The sequence below is a fragment of the Streptomyces albicerus genome (assembly GCF_008905045.1).
Classification (GTDB): Bacteria; Actinomycetota; Actinomycetes; order Streptomycetales; family Streptomycetaceae; genus Streptomyces; species Streptomyces albicerus.
Genome location: NZ_VWMY01000052.1, coordinates 34586 through 49179 on the forward strand (window position 1 = coordinate 34586; position 14594 = coordinate 49179).

A 14594-nucleotide genomic window follows, 5' to 3' on the forward strand; every position below is an offset into this window, starting at 1 on the left:
GGCGGGGGATCCTCGCGGCGCCGCTCCTGGAGAGGGAACTCAGCGCCGTCCTGGTGCACGGCCCGCGGTCCGGTCGCTTCGGGAACGGCCGGTTTGCGGAGCAGAAGCAGCGCCGCATCGTCGTGCAGTCGGCCGCCCACATGCGCCAGCAGTTCGTCATGGAGCGCCGTGAGGGTGCGCGCCGGCTCGTCGGACACGTGGCGCGCCAGCCCTTCGGCGAGCGGATAGAACTCACGGCCGTGATCGCGGGCCTCGGTGACCCCGTCGGTGTAGAGCAGCAGTTGATCCCCGTCGGCGAACGGCAGTACCTGGAGGCTGGGGGTCTCGCCCGTGAGGGCGCGCAGCCCGAGGGGCGGGGCCGGACGGGCGGGCTCCACCGCCACGACGCCTCCGGACGGGCGTACCAGCAGCGGAGGCGCGTGTCCGCAGTTGACCACTTCCAGCTGCCCTGCCCGCGGGTATCCGGCGACCACGGCGGTGACGAAGTCGTCGCTCCCGAGGTTGCGCGCCAGGCTCCGCTCGATCCTGCCGACGACGGCGAGGAGATCGGGCTCGTCGTAAGCGGCCTCACGGAAGACACCGAGCACCAGGGCGGCGGTCCCCACGGCGGGCAGCCCCTTGCCGCGCACATCGCCGACGATCAGCCTGACCCCGTACGGGGTGGGCACCAGCGCGTAGAGATCCCCGCCGATCCGGGCCTCCGCCGCCGCGGCGCTGTAGCGGACGGCCACCTGGAACGGGCCGACCGTCGCCGGTACGGGCTTGAGCAGCGCGTGCTGGGCGGCCTCCGCGACCGAGCGGACGGCCGCGAGCACCCGCTCACGACGCCCGCGCAACGCGCTGGCCAGGCCACTCGCCAGAGTGACGGCCGCCAGGGCGGACAGTACGACCGCCAGCTCGTGGCCCGGAACATCGTCCCTGATTCCGAGCGTCACGCCCAGCACTCCGGCGAGAAGACCGACACAGAGGACTCCGCGCGGCCCGCTGGTGGTGGCGGCCAGCGCGGGCCCGGCCGCGAGCAGGGGCAGCGAGATCATCCCCGCGCCGCCGACGAGGTCGACGAGCACGACGGCCGAGACGATCAGCACGGGCAGGAGGGGTGTACCGGCGGCCAACCGCGCGGCGGCGCGCTTCCTGGCCGACGCCCCTGGACCGGCCACTAGGTTCCTGAACGGCCGTATCGGCCAGTGATCGCCACCATGGTCTCGGGCCTGACTCATGTCTTGTCCGCAGTCCTCACGTATGCGCGGAATGCGCTCCTGGAATGTCTGTTTCATCCAGGAAAGAGGCTCGGCTCGGGCGCCACAAGGAGAGGGTTTTCAGATAGTGAGCGACAGGCCCCTGGTCACGCGACTCGCGGTCGGGAGCAGCCTCGCCCGGATCTCCTCGAGCCGGGACAGCCGGTCGACCGGCAGCGAGACGCCGAGCGAGCCGAGTGTGTCCCCGCTGTAGACGGGCACCGCGACGCAGACCGTGCCCAGGGCGTACTCCTCCAGGTCCGTGACGGCCGGGGCCACGGGTGAGGAATCGAGCCGCCGCAGCAGCTCCGGAAGGCTGGTGATGGTCCGAGGCGTGAGGTCGGCGAGGCGGTGCCGGGAGAGGTAGTCCTTGCGGGAGTCGTCGTCCAGTTCGCGCAGCACGGACTTGCCGAGCGCGGTGGCGTGCCCCGCGTCCTCGAATCCCACCCAGAGGTCGACCCGGGGCGCCCGGGGGCTGTCGACGATCTCGGCGACCCGGATCTCGCCCTCTTCGTAGAAGGTGAGGTAGGCGGCGGTGGCAAGCTCGTCCCGCAGGGCGGCGAGCGTGGGACGGACTCGGCTGAGCAGCGCCTGCCCGCGGCCCGCGGTGTGCAGCGTCTGCAGCTTGTCGCCCAGGATGAACCCGCCGTCGTCCAGCTTCCGTACGTATCCGTCGTGGACCAGCGTCCGCAGCAGGTGATACGCGGTGGCCAGGGGCAGCTCCGTCTCACGAGCCAGCTGCTTCGCCGGGGCGCCGTTCTCGTGCGTGCTGACCGCCTCCAGCAGACGGAAGGCCCGCTGAACGGAGCTGATGAGCGTAGGGCCGTCGCCTCTAGCCATACGACCAGCGTGCGCCCAGCGCACGAGACAGGCAAGATTCGCGCCCCGTAAGGGGCGCGGGGAACTGCACGACCAGCCACGACGGACCAGCAGCCGAGACACATACCTCTCGAGGGGGGCCTGGGGGCGCAGCACCCAGCCTCGGGAAGGGGTGGGCTTGGGGAAAAGAACCCCCACGCCCACCCACCTGCGGCAGCTACCGTGACGCAACCGCCTCCTCGGTGTCCTTGCGGCGGGCCCGCTCCCGCACCAACGAGATCGCGATCACCACCGCGGCAACGAGCACCGAGAGCAGCACCTGGCTCCGCCCGCCGCCCTCCTTGTCGTCGGTGAGCATGTAGACCAGCACGAACGAGATCATCGCGATCGTCGCCCACGTCAGATACGGGAACAGCCACATCCGGACGACGAGCTTCTCCGGGCTCTCGCGCAGGATGATCCCCCGCATCCGCAGTTGCGAGAAGCAGATGACCAGCCATACGAAGAGCGCGACCGCGCCCGATGAGTTCAGCAGGAACTGGAACACCGTGTCCGGCCACAGGTAGTTGAAGCCGACGGCCACGAAGCCGAAGGCCACGGAGGCCAGGATCGCCGCCTGCGGGACACCTCGCGCGTTCGTCCGTGCGAAGGACCGCGGGGCGTCGTCGCGCTGCCCGAGGGAGAAGGCCATCCGGGAGGCGGTGTAGAGGCCGGAGTTGAGACAGGACAGTACGGCGGTCAGCACGATGAAGTTCATGATCTCGCCGGCATGCGGGATGCCGATCGAGTCCAGGGCCGCGACGTACGAGCCCTTCTTCTCGATCGAGGGGTCGTTCCACGGCAGCAGGGAGACCACGACGAGGATCGAACCGACGTAGAAGACGCCGACCCGCCAGATCACGCTCCTGGTGGCCTTGGCGACCGCTTGTCGTGCGTTCGGGGCCTCACCGGCGGCAAGGGTGACGATCTCGCTGCCCATGAAGGAGAAGACGACCAGCAGGATGCCGGTGAGGATCGTGCCGGGCCCGTTCGGCAGGAAGCCGCCGTGCTCGGTGAGGTTGCTGAAGCCCGTCGCTGCGTGGTCGGAGCCGGGCAGCACACCGAAGATCGCCAGGCCGCCGAGGAGGATGAAGCCCGAGATGGCGACGACCTTGATGCCGGCGAACCAGAATTCGAACTCGCCGAAGGAGCCGACCGAGATCAGGTTCGTGGCGGTGAGGACGACCATCACGATCAGTGCCCATGCCCACTGCGGTACGGCCGGCACCCACCCTTCCAGGATCACGGCACCCGCGGTCGCCTCCACGGCGAGTACGACGACCCAGAAGAACCAGTACAGCCAGCCGATCGAGAACCCGGCCCAGCGGCCCAGCGCCCGGTCCGCGTAGGCGGAGAAGGAGCCGGAGGTCGGGTTGGCCGCGGCCATCTCGCCGAGCATCCGCATCACGAAGACGACGAGGGCGCCGACCAGTGCGTACGACAGCAGGATGGCGGGCCCGGCGGCGGCGATTCCGGAGGCGGAGCCCACGAAGAGGCCGGCGCCGATCACGCCGCCGATGGCGATCATGGACAGATGGCGGTTCTTGAGACCGGCCCGCAGACCTTCCTGCTCCGGCGGCAGACCAGCGGTGGGTGGAGCGGCGGCAGGGGCCGGAGAATCAGGGGGACGTGTAGTCATGTCGACATCCATTGAGTGGTTGGGAGGGCGGGCCGTGCGGGGGGTGGCTGCCCGGATCGCCGGGCACCGCATCGCGGGTCACCGGTTCACTGATCGCCGGATCCCCGGATCGCCTCGGTGGACGGGGACAAGCAGGCCGGGTACGCAGGGGAGCGGCCATGGCCCTGAAGATTTCCGAAAGTGTTCACAGCGTGGGGCGCGGTATCCGGATGCCGTGCAGGTGATGGGGTCGTCACCGCACGTCCGCGCTGGGTCCGCCTCCTTGTGAGAGGCGGTCTGCGTCACTGGCGGAAATAGATTTGCGCAAGCGTATGGGGCGTCATGGGGCGAGGTGTTTGTGCGCGACGACAAACTCGTCGTTGACGGTTGTACGACCGGCCAATGCGGGAGCGGGTTCAGGTGGTGGGCGGCAGCCGCAGCTGGAGCATGGCAAGCAGACGCTGGTCGGGTCGGCTCAGCTCGAGACCGGTCAGCTCCTCGGCCCGGCGGAGGCGGTAGCGCAGCGTGTTGGGGTGCACATGCAGCTGGGCGGCGGCAGCCCGTACGTCACCGAAACAGTTCAGGTAGGTCAGAAGGGACTCGGCCAGGCGGCCCTGGTGCCGGCTGTCGTGCGAGACGAGGGCGGTCAGCCGTGGGTCCCGTATCTCGGGATGCGCGGACAGCAGCGTCAGCACTTCGCTGACCAGTACTTCCGCCTGGATGTCCGGCAGCGCGGCGACCGCGGTGGTCACGTCGGCCCCCACCATCGCGTCGAGAATGCGGTCGGCCTCCCGGCGTGACTCGGGGACGTCCCCGAGCCGGGACACCAGGCAACCGACCGAGCCACGCAGGGGCAGGCCCAGGTGGCGGCGGGCGGCGTCGGTGATCTCCTGGCCCCAGCCGCGCAGTGTGTCCACGTCGAAACTGCGGGGCAGCTGGGGCAGGAGCACGTAGATACGGGGATCGACCTGGGTGACCAGTGCGCTGCGGTGCCGGGCGGCGATGTGTACGGAGACGAGATTGGTGACCTCGGTGTGGGTCAGCTCCGGTGCGGCGGTGAGCTGGGTCGGCTCCGGGGCGCCGACGACCTCCGCGGTCCCGTACGAGAAGCCCAGGACAGCGGCCGGGCGGGTCGCGTCGAATCCCAGGTGGGTGGCCAGCGGCTGCGACCCGGTGCTCCCCTCCAGAAGGCCGACCAGTAGGGTCCGGGTGAGCGTCAGGTCCTCCGAGAGCTCCCGGCGGCGGCGCACCAGGTGGAGCGCGGCGACCCGGGCGGCACCCAGCAGTGCCTGGCCCGAGCGTTCGGACAGCGGCGTAGAGCCCTCCTGCACCCAGATGGTGCCCAGCTGCCGGTCCCCGGACCGGATGGCCACCGCGAGCCGCCGGCGGATGCCCAGCTCGGGGTGGCTGTCGATACTGATCACCTCGTCGCTGGAGTGCAGGTGCTGGAACACTCCCCACTCGCGCAGCTTGGCCAGATACGCCTCCGGTCCCTGCCAGCCGAGGATGGAGCGCCGCCGCAGGTCGTCGATCTCGTCGGAGTCGGTGGAGCGGGAGTACGCCAGCACCCGGTTGGCAGCGTCCTCGATGCTGACGATGCCGCTGGTGAGGATGGCGGTGGTCTGGGCGAGCGAGAACAGGTCGCCCTCCTCGGTCCCTTCGCCGGGGTGGCCCGGTGGCGCGTCGTCGAGGGCGGCGCGCGCCAGCGCGTTCACCTGTTCCCAACGTGCTTCGCTGCGCAGCGAGAGCAGGGCGACCCCGGCCTCGGCGGCGGTCTCGCTGAGGGCCGCGGCCTGGCCAGGACCGTCGAGTTTGACCACGACCGCCGCGGCCCCGTCGCGCCCGGCGGCCCGCAGTGCTGGATGAGCGGCTCTGCCACGGGCACCGATGGCGAGGACCAGCTCGCCCGGCTGGGCGGTCGGCGGGTCCTCGGGGTCGAGCAGGGCGACGCCGCGGATGTCGACGTCCAGTCCCGCGGGAGCGGCCTGCACCTCTACCAGCGAATCACCCAGGGCCATCAGCAACTGACGCAGGCTGATGCCCGCTGCGGGCGGAGGCACCGCGGCCGGATCCATGATCGTCGCCTCTGCTGGGAGCCATGCCGGAGCCCTGATGCTATCCGTCCGCGCGACGCGGACCGCACCGGCACCGACGAGACCACGGTCGGCGCAGCAGACAGGAGCGGGCCCGCCGGCTCGGGCCCGCCGGCTCGGGCCGGCCTGCGACGACAGCTGCAGAGGCTCCGTCCCCGACTACCGGGAACGGAGCCTCTGCGCGCCGAAAGGGCAATCGGCGCTGCGGGTGGATTCAAACCGTCAGGGTTGGACGGGCTTGCCGCGTCCCCAGCCCCAGGCGAGGCGGTCGGCGCCGGACTGGTTGGTGGTGGCCAGCCAGGGCCTGGCGGGGTCGCCGATCAGGGTCTGCATGGAGTAGGTGTCGCCGGTGCGCAGGCCGGGCCAGTAGACGGACCCCATCTTGAGCTCGCGGAAGGTGTCGGTGACGGCCTGCATGAAGTTGATGAAGTTGTTGTCGGGAGTCGCCTTGTTGTAGTCGAAACCGGTGGTCATATGGGCGCCGAACTCGTCGGCGACGGTCCGGTTGGCGCAGTCACCGATGCGCTCCTTGAGGTCGGCCACCCACTGGTCGTAGGTGGCGTACTCCTTCCAGAACCCGTAGTGGTGCAGCGACAGGTAGGTGCCCTTCAGACGGGGGTCGGCGCAGACGGAGGTGACGTGGTCGTTGTAGCCGGCGCCGCTGACGAACACCTGGTTGCGCGGGACCGAGGGGTAGGTGGCCAGCCACTTCGCGGCGATGTCGGCCCACTCGGTGTCGGTGTAGCCGTGGGGCTCGTTCATCGGCTCGAAGTAGACCCGCTTGTCGGCCTTGTACGCCTTGACCACGGTGTTCCACATGGGCCAGTAGGTGGCGGGGTCGTCGATGAAGCCGTCCTTGCGCGGGCCCGTCCCCTCCCAGTAGGAGAGGATGACTTTGAAGCCCTTGTCCGATGCCGCGTCGATGACCCCGCGGTACGACTTCCAGTAGCGGCCGTTGACGGTGTACGGGTTGATGGGCAGCCGGACGGTGTTGGCACCGAGGTTCGCGCGGAACGCCGAGATCACCCGGCTCGCCTTGGCGTACGTCTGGGCGTAGCTGTCGGAGGTCGACAGACCGGACAGCACGACGGGGTCGTCGGCGAAGTTGTCGCGGGGGTCGGCCCAGTTCACGCCCTTGAACTGGGTGGTGTCTCTGCTGAGTTGGGCCGTGTCTCCGCTCGGCGCGGCTTCGGCGGGGCCGCCGGCGATGGTTGTGCCGCTGATCGCGGCTACCGCGATCGCCACGAAGGCGCCGCGCAGCCGGGAGGTGAAGCGGGTGCTGGTGGTGGTTTTGCGCATCAGCTTGCCCTTTCAGAAGATTGCGACTTGGAAGATGGCGACTCAGTGCATGGCGGAGCCTGCGCGTGGCTGAGCGGGCGGCGGATCGGCTGCGTGGTAGTGACTGCGAAGGTGCCGCCTTCGCCACGTGTCCGCGCGCCGACGTCGAGGTTGGCGTACTCAAGGAAGGTGCAAAGCGAGGTACTTGTCGGTGCCGGCCCCTGGGGCGGCCGGCGAGCTTCCCCCGCGAAACGCCCGGTCGATCCACGATTGGCGTCTCTGGAGCGAGGGCTTCCAGGTGCCGCGAACCCTCGCCTGCGGTGCAGACACCATCGTTCCGCTCCTCCTCGCTCCACCAACGGCAACTTGGTGTTTACGCAAACATGGCGTCGCGCGAAGGGTGACCTGATCTCGCGACAGAGGCTGGTCCGTGGGGATGTTTACGTAAACATGCTCGGCGCCGGAATCGTGGCACCCGGCACAGCGATCGTCAAGGTTTCCCACGCGTAACATCCGTTGCCTGCGTGGCAGATGCCCGGAGCCCGGATCGAGGGAGGCGGGCCAGGTAGTCACTGTGACCGAGGTGCTCGCCGGGCAACGCGTGAGCTCCACGGGCCTCACCGGACAGGACGTACAATACCGGGTGGGGTATATACCAAGGGAGCGCTCCGTATGGAACTGCAGATGGCGGCTGATGAGCTGAAGTCCGTGATCAATCGGCTCAAGAGGGCCCAGGGGCAGATCGCGGGCGTGATCAACATGATCGAGCAGGGGCGTTCCTGTGACGAGGTGGTGACCCAACTGGCAGCGGCGTCACGGGCGTTGGACCGGGCCGGGTTCGCCATCATCGCGACCGGGCTCGAGCGCTGCATGACCGACGAGGGCGGCGAGCAGGAACTGGACCGCGACCAGATGCGGGCCCGCCTGGAGAAGCTCTTCCTCTCCCTCGCCTGACCGCCGTCACCTTCCTCCGAAACGACTTCGGAGCGACTCCACAACGCCTTCAGAGCGCCTTCAGAACCGCTGCAGACCGGCGGGCCATCGGCCCGTCGGTCTTCTTCGTCTTGGAAAAATACCCCCGGGGGTATTATCGTCACTCGCGAGCATTACCCCCAGGGGTATCCAGAGCGAGGAGCAGACCGTGACCACCACGACTTCCGCCCAGGCGCCGAAGCGCGCGCCGGACGTGCCGCCGCCGGGCAGGACCGGACCGCTGGGCCGGCTCGGCGCCTGGACCGCCGGGCACTTCAAGCACGTACTGATCGGCTGGCTGCTCGTGGTGGCCGTGCTCGGCGCCTTCGCCCCGCAGGTCACCTCGGCGCTCTCGGGGGCCGGCTGGCAGAGCAACGGCTCGGAGTCGGTGCGGGTGCGGGAACTGGCTCAGGAGCACTTCGGCGGGAACGCCTCGTCGGCGATCCAGGTAGTCGTGAGCTCCAAGGGCCAGGAGGTCACGGACCCGGCCGTGCGGGCGGTGATCGCCGAGGTCACCCGCGAGCTGACGGCCGACGACCGGATCGCCGAGGTCGTACTCCCGCAGCTGGGCGTCAGCATCAGCCGGGACGGACGGACCGCCGTCGTCCTCGGCGGAGCCGACGCCGACCCGGACGACATGGTGCGTGCCGCCGAGGACCTCAAGGAACCCCTGCGGGAGCTGTCCACCGATGACGTCACCGTGCGCGCCACCGGCGCCTCGGTCATGTGGAGCGACTTCAACACCGCCAACCTCGAGGCGATGATCCAGGCCGAGATCCTGTCCTGGCCGGTCACCCTGATCGTGCTGGTGCTCGCCTTCGGGTCCCTTGTGGCGGCGGGTCTGCCGCTCCTCCTCACGATGGCGGGCCTGGCCGCCTCCATCGGCTCGCTCGTGCTGCTCAGCCACCTCACGCCCATCTCCATCTGGGCGATGGACTTCGCCCTGATGTTCGCCCTCGCGCTGGGCATCGACTACGCGCTCTTCCTGGTCATCCGCTTCCGGGCCGCCCTCGCGGCGACAGGTGACCGGCGCCGCGCGGTGGTCGAGACGATGGACACGGCCGGCAAGGCGGTCCTCCTGTCGGGGCTGACCGTGCTCGTCAGCCTCTCCGCCGTGATGCTGGTGCCCGCACCCGCCGTCCGCACCATGGCGATCGGCATCATGCTCTCGGTCGTCTTCGTCCTGGCCGCGACGCTCACCCTGCTGCCGGCCGTTCTCGGCAAACTCGGCCCGAACGTCAACAAGTTCGCCCTGCCGCGGACACGTACCGACCGAACCGTCTCACCCCGCTTCGGCGCCTGGGGCGAACGGTTGTGGCGGCAGCCCCTGCGTTTCGGCGCGCTCGCCCTCGTCGCGCTGATAGCGCTGGCCGTGCCCGTCCTCGGCCTGAAGACAGCGATGCCGTCCATCAAGGTCGTACCGGAGAACGACAGTTCACGGCAGGGGTACGAGCTCGTGCAGGCATCCCTCGGACAGGGCGCTCCCGGCATGCTCCAGGTCGTGGTGCCGTCCGCTCAAGTGGACGACACCACAAGGTCGTTGAAGGCCGCCGACGGCATCGCCGCCGTCACCCCGGCCCAACCGGCCGCCGACGGTTCGGACTTGACCATGATCCAGGCCATGCCGTCCGTCGACCCCTCCGACGCGCAACTCGCCCGAACCGTAGACGAGTTGCGGAGCGAACTCCCGTCCGACGCCCTGGTCGGCGGCGCGGCCGTGGAGAACCTCGACCTCAAGCAGGCCCTCGACGACAAGGCGCCACTGGTCGTCGGAGTCATCCTGGCCCTCGGCTTCGTACTCCTCCTCGTCGCCCTCCAAGCGCCCTTGATCTCCGCCCTCGCGGTCCTGACGAACCTCCTCGCCACCGCTGCCGCCTTCGGAATCGCCAAGCTGATCTTCCAGGACGGACACCTCTCCGGCCTGCTCGGCTTCGAATCGCAGGGCTTCCTCGACGGCTGGGGTCCCGTCTTCTTCTTCGCCATGATCTTCGCGATCGCGATGGACTACACCGTCTTCCTGCTCTCCTCCGCCAAGGAGTACTACGAGCGCACTGGCGACCCCAAGCAGGCGGTGATCGGCGCGCTCTCCCACTCCGGGCGCGTCATCTTCGCGGCCGCCGCGGTGATGGTCGCCGTGTTCTTCACCTTCGCGCTGGCCGACCCGCTGCCGCCCAAGGAGATGGGCATCGTGCTCGGCGTGGCCGTCCTGCTCGACGCGTTCCTGATCCGGCTGGTGTTGCTGCCGGTCCTGCTCCGACTCGCCGGGCATGCCGCGTGGTGGGCGCCGGGGTGGCTGCGCAAGGTGCTGCCCGAGGTGCGTTTCTCCCACGACTGAGCACGCCTGAGCACCGCTGAGGGCGGGGCGTGTACGGCGAAGGGGCCCGGAGATTCCGGGCCCCTTCTTCGCGTTCGTACACGGATCGTGCGTCAGGCCAGCGACGCGAGCGCCGCCTCCAGCCGGGCGGTCGCCTCGTCCGCGACGTCCTTGATCTGCTCCAGACCGGTCAGCTCGACCATCGCCTGCGGATCCATCGCCTGGACGACCGTCCGCCCTCCCTCGGTCCGCACGACGACATTGCACGGCAGCAGCAGCCCGATCGACCGGTCCGCCTCCAGCGCGCGGTGCGCGAGCGGCGGATTGCAGGCGCCGAGGATCAGGTAGTCCTCCATCTCCTCGCCCAGCTTGGCCCGCAGAGTCGCCTGCACATCGATCTCGGTGAGCACTCCGAAGCCCTGCTCGGCCAGGGACGCGCGCACCCGCTCCACGGTTTCGCCGAACGGCGCGTCCACTTCGGTCCGCAGTCGGTCGTACGCCATGTCTGTCATCTCCTAGCCGTCAAAAATACCCATGGGGGTATCCACTCTCGATACTGAGTCTATACCCCCATGGGTATACGCGGCTCATCGGCGGTCAGAGACGTCCCGCGCCCGTATAGAGGTCGAGCTCCCCTTCGAGCTCGACGGCGAGCACCGTCGCCTGATCGTCCAGGTCGGCCGCGGCGGGCGCGTCGATCCAGGTGACGCCGGGGACCGCGTCGAGGCCGCCGGTGACGTGGTGGCCCAGTTCGGTGCCCGTGCCCAGGACGGTGGCGCGCCGGACGGGGTTGCGCAGGCCGCGGATCGAGACGGAGTCGCGCGGGGTGTCGAAGCACACCAGGTAGAGCGTGCGCCGGTCGGCGGACAGGGTGCTGGGGCCGTAGTGGTGCCCGGCGGGCAGGCCGGCGACCGTGCCGTACACGGCGTCGGAGTGCCGTGCGATCCATGCGCCGAGGCCCTCCAGGCGTTCGATCTGCTCCTCGGGGATGGTCCCGTCCTCGCGGGGGCCGGCGCCGAGCAGCAGATTGCCGCCCATGCCGATGGTCTCGGTGAAGTACCGCACCAGCTGGCGCACCGACTTGAAGTCGCGGTCCTGCGGCCGGTAACTCCACGAGTCGTTGATCGTGAGACACAGTTCCCACGGACCGTCCGGGGCCTGGAGCGGCGCTCCCTGCTCCGGCGTGGCGTAGTCGCCGTAGCTCAGCATGCGGCCGTTGAGGATGGTGTCCGGGTTGCCCGCGAGGATCAGTTCGGCGAGCTCGCGCATCCGCCACTGCTCCTCGGCGCGCTCCCACTCCCCGTCGAACCAGAGGATGTCGGGGTGGAAGCGCTCGACGAGCTCGCTGACCTGGCCGTCGCGGTACGCGAGATAGCGTGCCCAGGCCTCAGGGTCCTCCTTGCCCGGCTCGGCGTGCGAGTAGCCGTTGGGAGGCACGATGTGCGGCCCGGGGTGCCGTTCGCTCGCGTAGTCCGGGTGGTTCCAGTCGGAGTGCGAGTAGTAGAGGCCGACCTTGAGGTCCCGTGCGCGCAGGGCGTCGACGAATCCGGTGACGAGGTCGCGGCCGGCGGGCGTGTCCCGGACGACGTCGAGATTGCGGTGATCGGTGTCCCAGAGAGCGACGCCGTCGTGGTGCCGGGCGGTGAGCACCGCGTACCGCGCGCCGACCCGGGCGAACAACTCGGCCCAGGCGTCCGGGTCGTAGCGCGACGCGGTGAAGCCGTCGAGCTGTTTCATGTACTGCTCGTGCGTCATCTCGCCCGTGTAGAAGGACCAGGACTCGGCGGCGCCGCCCACGGCGTAGATGCCGTAGTGGATGAAGACGCCCAGCTTGGCGTCGGGAAACCAGGGTTGCATCGGCATACGCCCACGCTAGGCGCGCGCCCCCGTCCGACGCGTGGGCGCCGGTCACCACTACTGGTCGGTTTTCACCCTGCCAACGTCAGGGCGGCCCCGTATCGGTCTGCCGAAGGCGATCGGCACGCATTGGTCCCCCACCCTCGAAAGGGTCGGGGACCACCTACGTGTTCAGGTGTTCAGATGCGGTCCGCGGCGATCAGCAGGTAGTGGAAGCTGCCCTCTTTGTACGCGGTCAGGAACGGCTCCTCGATCCCGGTCGCGACCGAGGACTTGGCCCGCAGCTCCCAGTACGGGATGGTCTGCGCGGTCAGGTCCACCACGTTGATGGGTACGAGACCACTGGCGGCCATCGCCTTGAAGTACTCGCTCCTTGGGTGGATGTTGCACGTGTAGTGCTCGTCGATACGGCTGACGGCCTTGGAACGCAGGCCCGTGACGTCGTTGGAGCAGCCGGTGATGCACACGTACCGGCCGCCGTACCCGAGCAGCCGGGCGAACTCCCCGTACAGCTCGAAGAGATCGACGTACATCGTCGTCTCGTTGGTCCAGATGCCGCGCCGCGAGCCGGTCTCGAAGCCCGTGTCCAGCATGTTCCTGAAGTGGAAGCGGACCCGGTCGGTCACGCCCCGCTCCTCCGCCTGCCGGTTGGCGAAGGCCACCTGCTCCTCGGAGATCGAGACACCGTCGACTGAGCAGCCGAAGCGCTGGTTGGCCATGAAGCTGGTGCCGCCGCGGCCGGAACCTGCGTCCATCAGGCGGTCGCCGCGGCCGATCGCGCCCAAGTGGTCGAGAAGCACCTCGGCCTGGGCGGTCTCCAGACGGTGCAGTTCCTCGATGATCCGCTGGTCGCGGTTCTCGGCTGGGCCCTCAAGGACCGACGGGTCGTAGTCGCCGAGGCCGTAGTGGTGGTGGTAGAGGCCGTCGACCTCGCCGAGCCGGATGTTGACCGGGTCCTTCTCGGCGTTCCAGTAGTCGGCCACGGACTTCTGGTAACTGGTGCGGAGGACTGCGGTGGCGGGATCGGTTGCGGAGGTGGTCATGGTCGTACTCCTTGATCAGTTCTGGTGGTAGCGGGCACTGCTCGCGTGCCATTCGCGGCTGCCGCCCACCCAGTTCCACACCCCGGCCAGGAAGCGGCCCAGCTGCGGTGATCCGGTGGCTGCGAGGGCGGCGGCCTCGGTTTCGTAGGTGTGCATCAGCTCGTCATGGACGAGGACGGAACGCTCGACGGCTTCCTCCAGCGAGCAGTTCTCCTCGGCTGCGATCACCCGGGGCAGGCTGAGGTCCGTGGGGTCCTCCTTGCCCATCGAGTACAGGTCGTTGACGATGACGCTGGCCGTGCCCGCCATGGTGAGCGCGCGGCGCACCCGTACGTCGGCGAACTCGTCGGCCGGCAGCTCGTAGCCCCCGACCACGTCCGTCAGCACGATGCAGGGCACGAAGCTGTTCTCGTGCCGGTGCATCAGGAACTCCCAGACAGGCGGGGTCTGCCCGGTCGTGTGCCAGACCGCCTCCTGGCCGTACGCGACGAACATGATCGCCAACTCGTGCCGGAGGCGGCGGACCTGGGTGGTCGTGGCGTACTTGCCCAGGTTGTCCAGACCGGAGCGGAGGGCGACCGCGACGGGGTCCTTCCGCACGACCTCCTCCAACTCCGGTGCGTAGCGCAGCGGGAGATGGGCCTGGTCGATCACCGAGTGGGCGATCGCCAGGCGCTGGCCCAGCAGGTCGTGCCGGGCCTCCTCCACCTCTCCGTCGACGTAGTGGTCGTCGACCGACCACTCGGACAGCGCGCACTTCGCCGCCGCGAGCAGCACGTCGGGGTCGTCCGAGTCCGGATGCGCGAGCATGATCAGCCGCCCGAAGTCGCAGGACCGGACCCGGTCGAGCTGTCCTGGATAGATCCCGCACTCCTCCGCCCACTCCACGAGCCGTTCGTTGACCTCCGCGCCGAGCGCGGGGTCGTCGCGGACGGCGGGCGGGCAGTAGATCACCGGTCCGTCCTGTGCCGCGCTGGGCTTCGACGGTTCGGACGGTGTCCGGAGCGGACGGTTCGCGGAGGTGCCGAGGCCGGTCGGGCCCGAGGGGAGCCGGGGGAGTGGAGGGAGTGGGGCCGAGGCTGCCGGGATCGTCGGCACGGTGGGTGGCGTCGGCCGGGCGGGCACGGGGATCCGTACGGCCGAAGTGCCAAGTCCCGTCGGCCCGTTGGGGAGCCGCGGTGGTGTGCCTCCGGCGTCGGGCCTGACCCGTGCGAGGATGTCCCGCTTTCCGGGGCGCCTCGGATCCTGGAGCAGCCCGACCGCCATCCCCGCCACGTCATGGGCGGCCGCGGGCGCGAAGGCCCGCGAGATCAACGACACCGC

General features: G+C 69.5%; 10 protein-coding genes and 1 pseudogene. 2 read left to right on the top strand and 9 right to left on the bottom strand.

The features are described from left to right. Positions 1 to 68 precede the first annotated feature (68 nt). The 5 genes and pseudogenes from GAS53_RS37860 to GAS53_RS37880 all read right to left on the bottom strand — a co-directional run. Positions 69 to 1220 (bottom strand): annotated as a pseudogene (locus GAS53_RS37860) (PP2C family protein-serine/threonine phosphatase); the annotation flags it as partial. Between the two features lie 99 nt (positions 1221 to 1319). Then, positions 1320 to 2078 (bottom strand): IclR family transcriptional regulator, encoded by a 759-nt coding sequence (locus GAS53_RS37865; RefSeq protein WP_151482304.1) that lies wholly within the window; start codon positions 2076 to 2078, stop codon positions 1320 to 1322. A gap of 196 nt (positions 2079 to 2274) precedes the next feature. After that, complete coding sequence (locus tag GAS53_RS37870) at positions 2275 to 3735, bottom strand: amino acid permease (RefSeq protein WP_151482305.1); 1461 nt, start codon at positions 3733 to 3735, stop codon at positions 2275 to 2277. A gap of 395 nt (positions 3736 to 4130) precedes the next feature. After that, on the bottom strand, positions 4131 to 5789 hold the full coding sequence (locus tag GAS53_RS37875; RefSeq protein ID WP_225859347.1) for a PucR family transcriptional regulator: 1659 nt from the start codon (positions 5787 to 5789) through the stop codon (positions 4131 to 4133). Between the two features lie 240 nt (positions 5790 to 6029). Then, positions 6030 to 7106 carry a glycoside hydrolase family 5 protein gene (locus tag GAS53_RS37880; protein WP_151482306.1) on the bottom strand — a complete coding sequence of 359 codons (1077 nt, stop codon included), beginning with the start codon at positions 7104 to 7106 and terminating at the stop codon, positions 6030 to 6032. Between the two features lie 651 nt (positions 7107 to 7757). Here GAS53_RS37880 and GAS53_RS37885 point away from each other — a divergent pair. Both GAS53_RS37885 and GAS53_RS37890 read left to right on the top strand, forming a co-directional pair. After that, positions 7758 to 8039 (top strand): metal-sensitive transcriptional regulator, encoded by a 282-nt coding sequence (locus tag GAS53_RS37885; protein WP_151482307.1) that lies wholly within the window; start codon positions 7758 to 7760, stop codon positions 8037 to 8039. A 187-nt stretch (positions 8040 to 8226) separates the two neighbouring features. Next, positions 8227 to 10392 (top strand): MMPL family transporter, encoded by a 2166-nt coding sequence (locus GAS53_RS37890; protein ID WP_151482308.1) that lies wholly within the window; start codon positions 8227 to 8229, stop codon positions 10390 to 10392. Between the two features lie 92 nt (positions 10393 to 10484). On the opposite strand, the gene GAS53_RS37895 is transcribed toward GAS53_RS37890, so the two are convergent. The 4 genes from GAS53_RS37895 to GAS53_RS37910 all read right to left on the bottom strand — a co-directional run bounded on the left by GAS53_RS37895 (position 10485) and on the right by GAS53_RS37910 (position 14591). Beyond that, entirely contained in the window at positions 10485 to 10874 is a 390-nt protein-coding gene (locus GAS53_RS37895; protein WP_151482309.1) for a DUF302 domain-containing protein, read from the bottom strand. Between the two features lie 94 nt (positions 10875 to 10968). Beyond that, on the bottom strand, positions 10969 to 12234 hold the full coding sequence (locus tag GAS53_RS37900; RefSeq protein WP_151482310.1) for an alpha-L-fucosidase: 1266 nt from the start codon (positions 12232 to 12234) through the stop codon (positions 10969 to 10971). Between the two features lie 173 nt (positions 12235 to 12407). Beyond that, positions 12408 to 13271 (bottom strand): geranyl diphosphate 2-C-methyltransferase, encoded by an 864-nt coding sequence (locus tag GAS53_RS37905; RefSeq protein WP_151482311.1) that lies wholly within the window; start codon positions 13269 to 13271, stop codon positions 12408 to 12410. Positions 13272 to 13286: 15 nt separating this feature from the next. After that, the gene (locus tag GAS53_RS37910) at positions 13287 to 14591 is read right to left on the bottom strand and encodes a family 2 encapsulin nanocompartment cargo protein terpene cyclase (RefSeq protein WP_151482312.1); all 1305 of its coding nucleotides are present in this window, start codon (positions 14589 to 14591) and stop codon (positions 13287 to 13289) included. Positions 14592 to 14594: the final 3 nt, after the last annotated feature.

Coding starts and splice junctions, on each gene's coding strand:
- GAS53_RS37900 (WP_151482310.1), bottom strand. CDS start 12,234: ATGCCGATGCAACCCTGGTTTCCCGACGCCAAGCTGGGCGTCTTCATC.
- GAS53_RS37880 (WP_151482306.1), bottom strand. CDS start 7,106: ATGCGCAAAACCACCACCAGCACCCGCTTCACCTCCCGGCTGCGCGGC.
- GAS53_RS37875 (WP_225859347.1), bottom strand. CDS start 5,789: ATGGATCCGGCCGCGGTGCCTCCGCCCGCAGCGGGCATCAGCCTGCGT.
- GAS53_RS37885 (WP_151482307.1), top strand. CDS start 7,758: ATGGAACTGCAGATGGCGGCTGATGAGCTGAAGTCCGTGATCAATCGG.
- GAS53_RS37865 (WP_151482304.1), bottom strand. CDS start 2,078: ATGGCTAGAGGCGACGGCCCTACGCTCATCAGCTCCGTTCAGCGGGCC.
- GAS53_RS37895 (WP_151482309.1), bottom strand. CDS start 10,874: ATGGCGTACGACCGACTGCGGACCGAAGTGGACGCGCCGTTCGGCGAA.
- GAS53_RS37905 (WP_151482311.1), bottom strand. CDS start 13,271: ATGACCACCTCCGCAACCGATCCCGCCACCGCAGTCCTCCGCACCAGT.
- GAS53_RS37870 (WP_151482305.1), bottom strand. CDS start 3,735: ATGACTACACGTCCCCCTGATTCTCCGGCCCCTGCCGCCGCTCCACCC.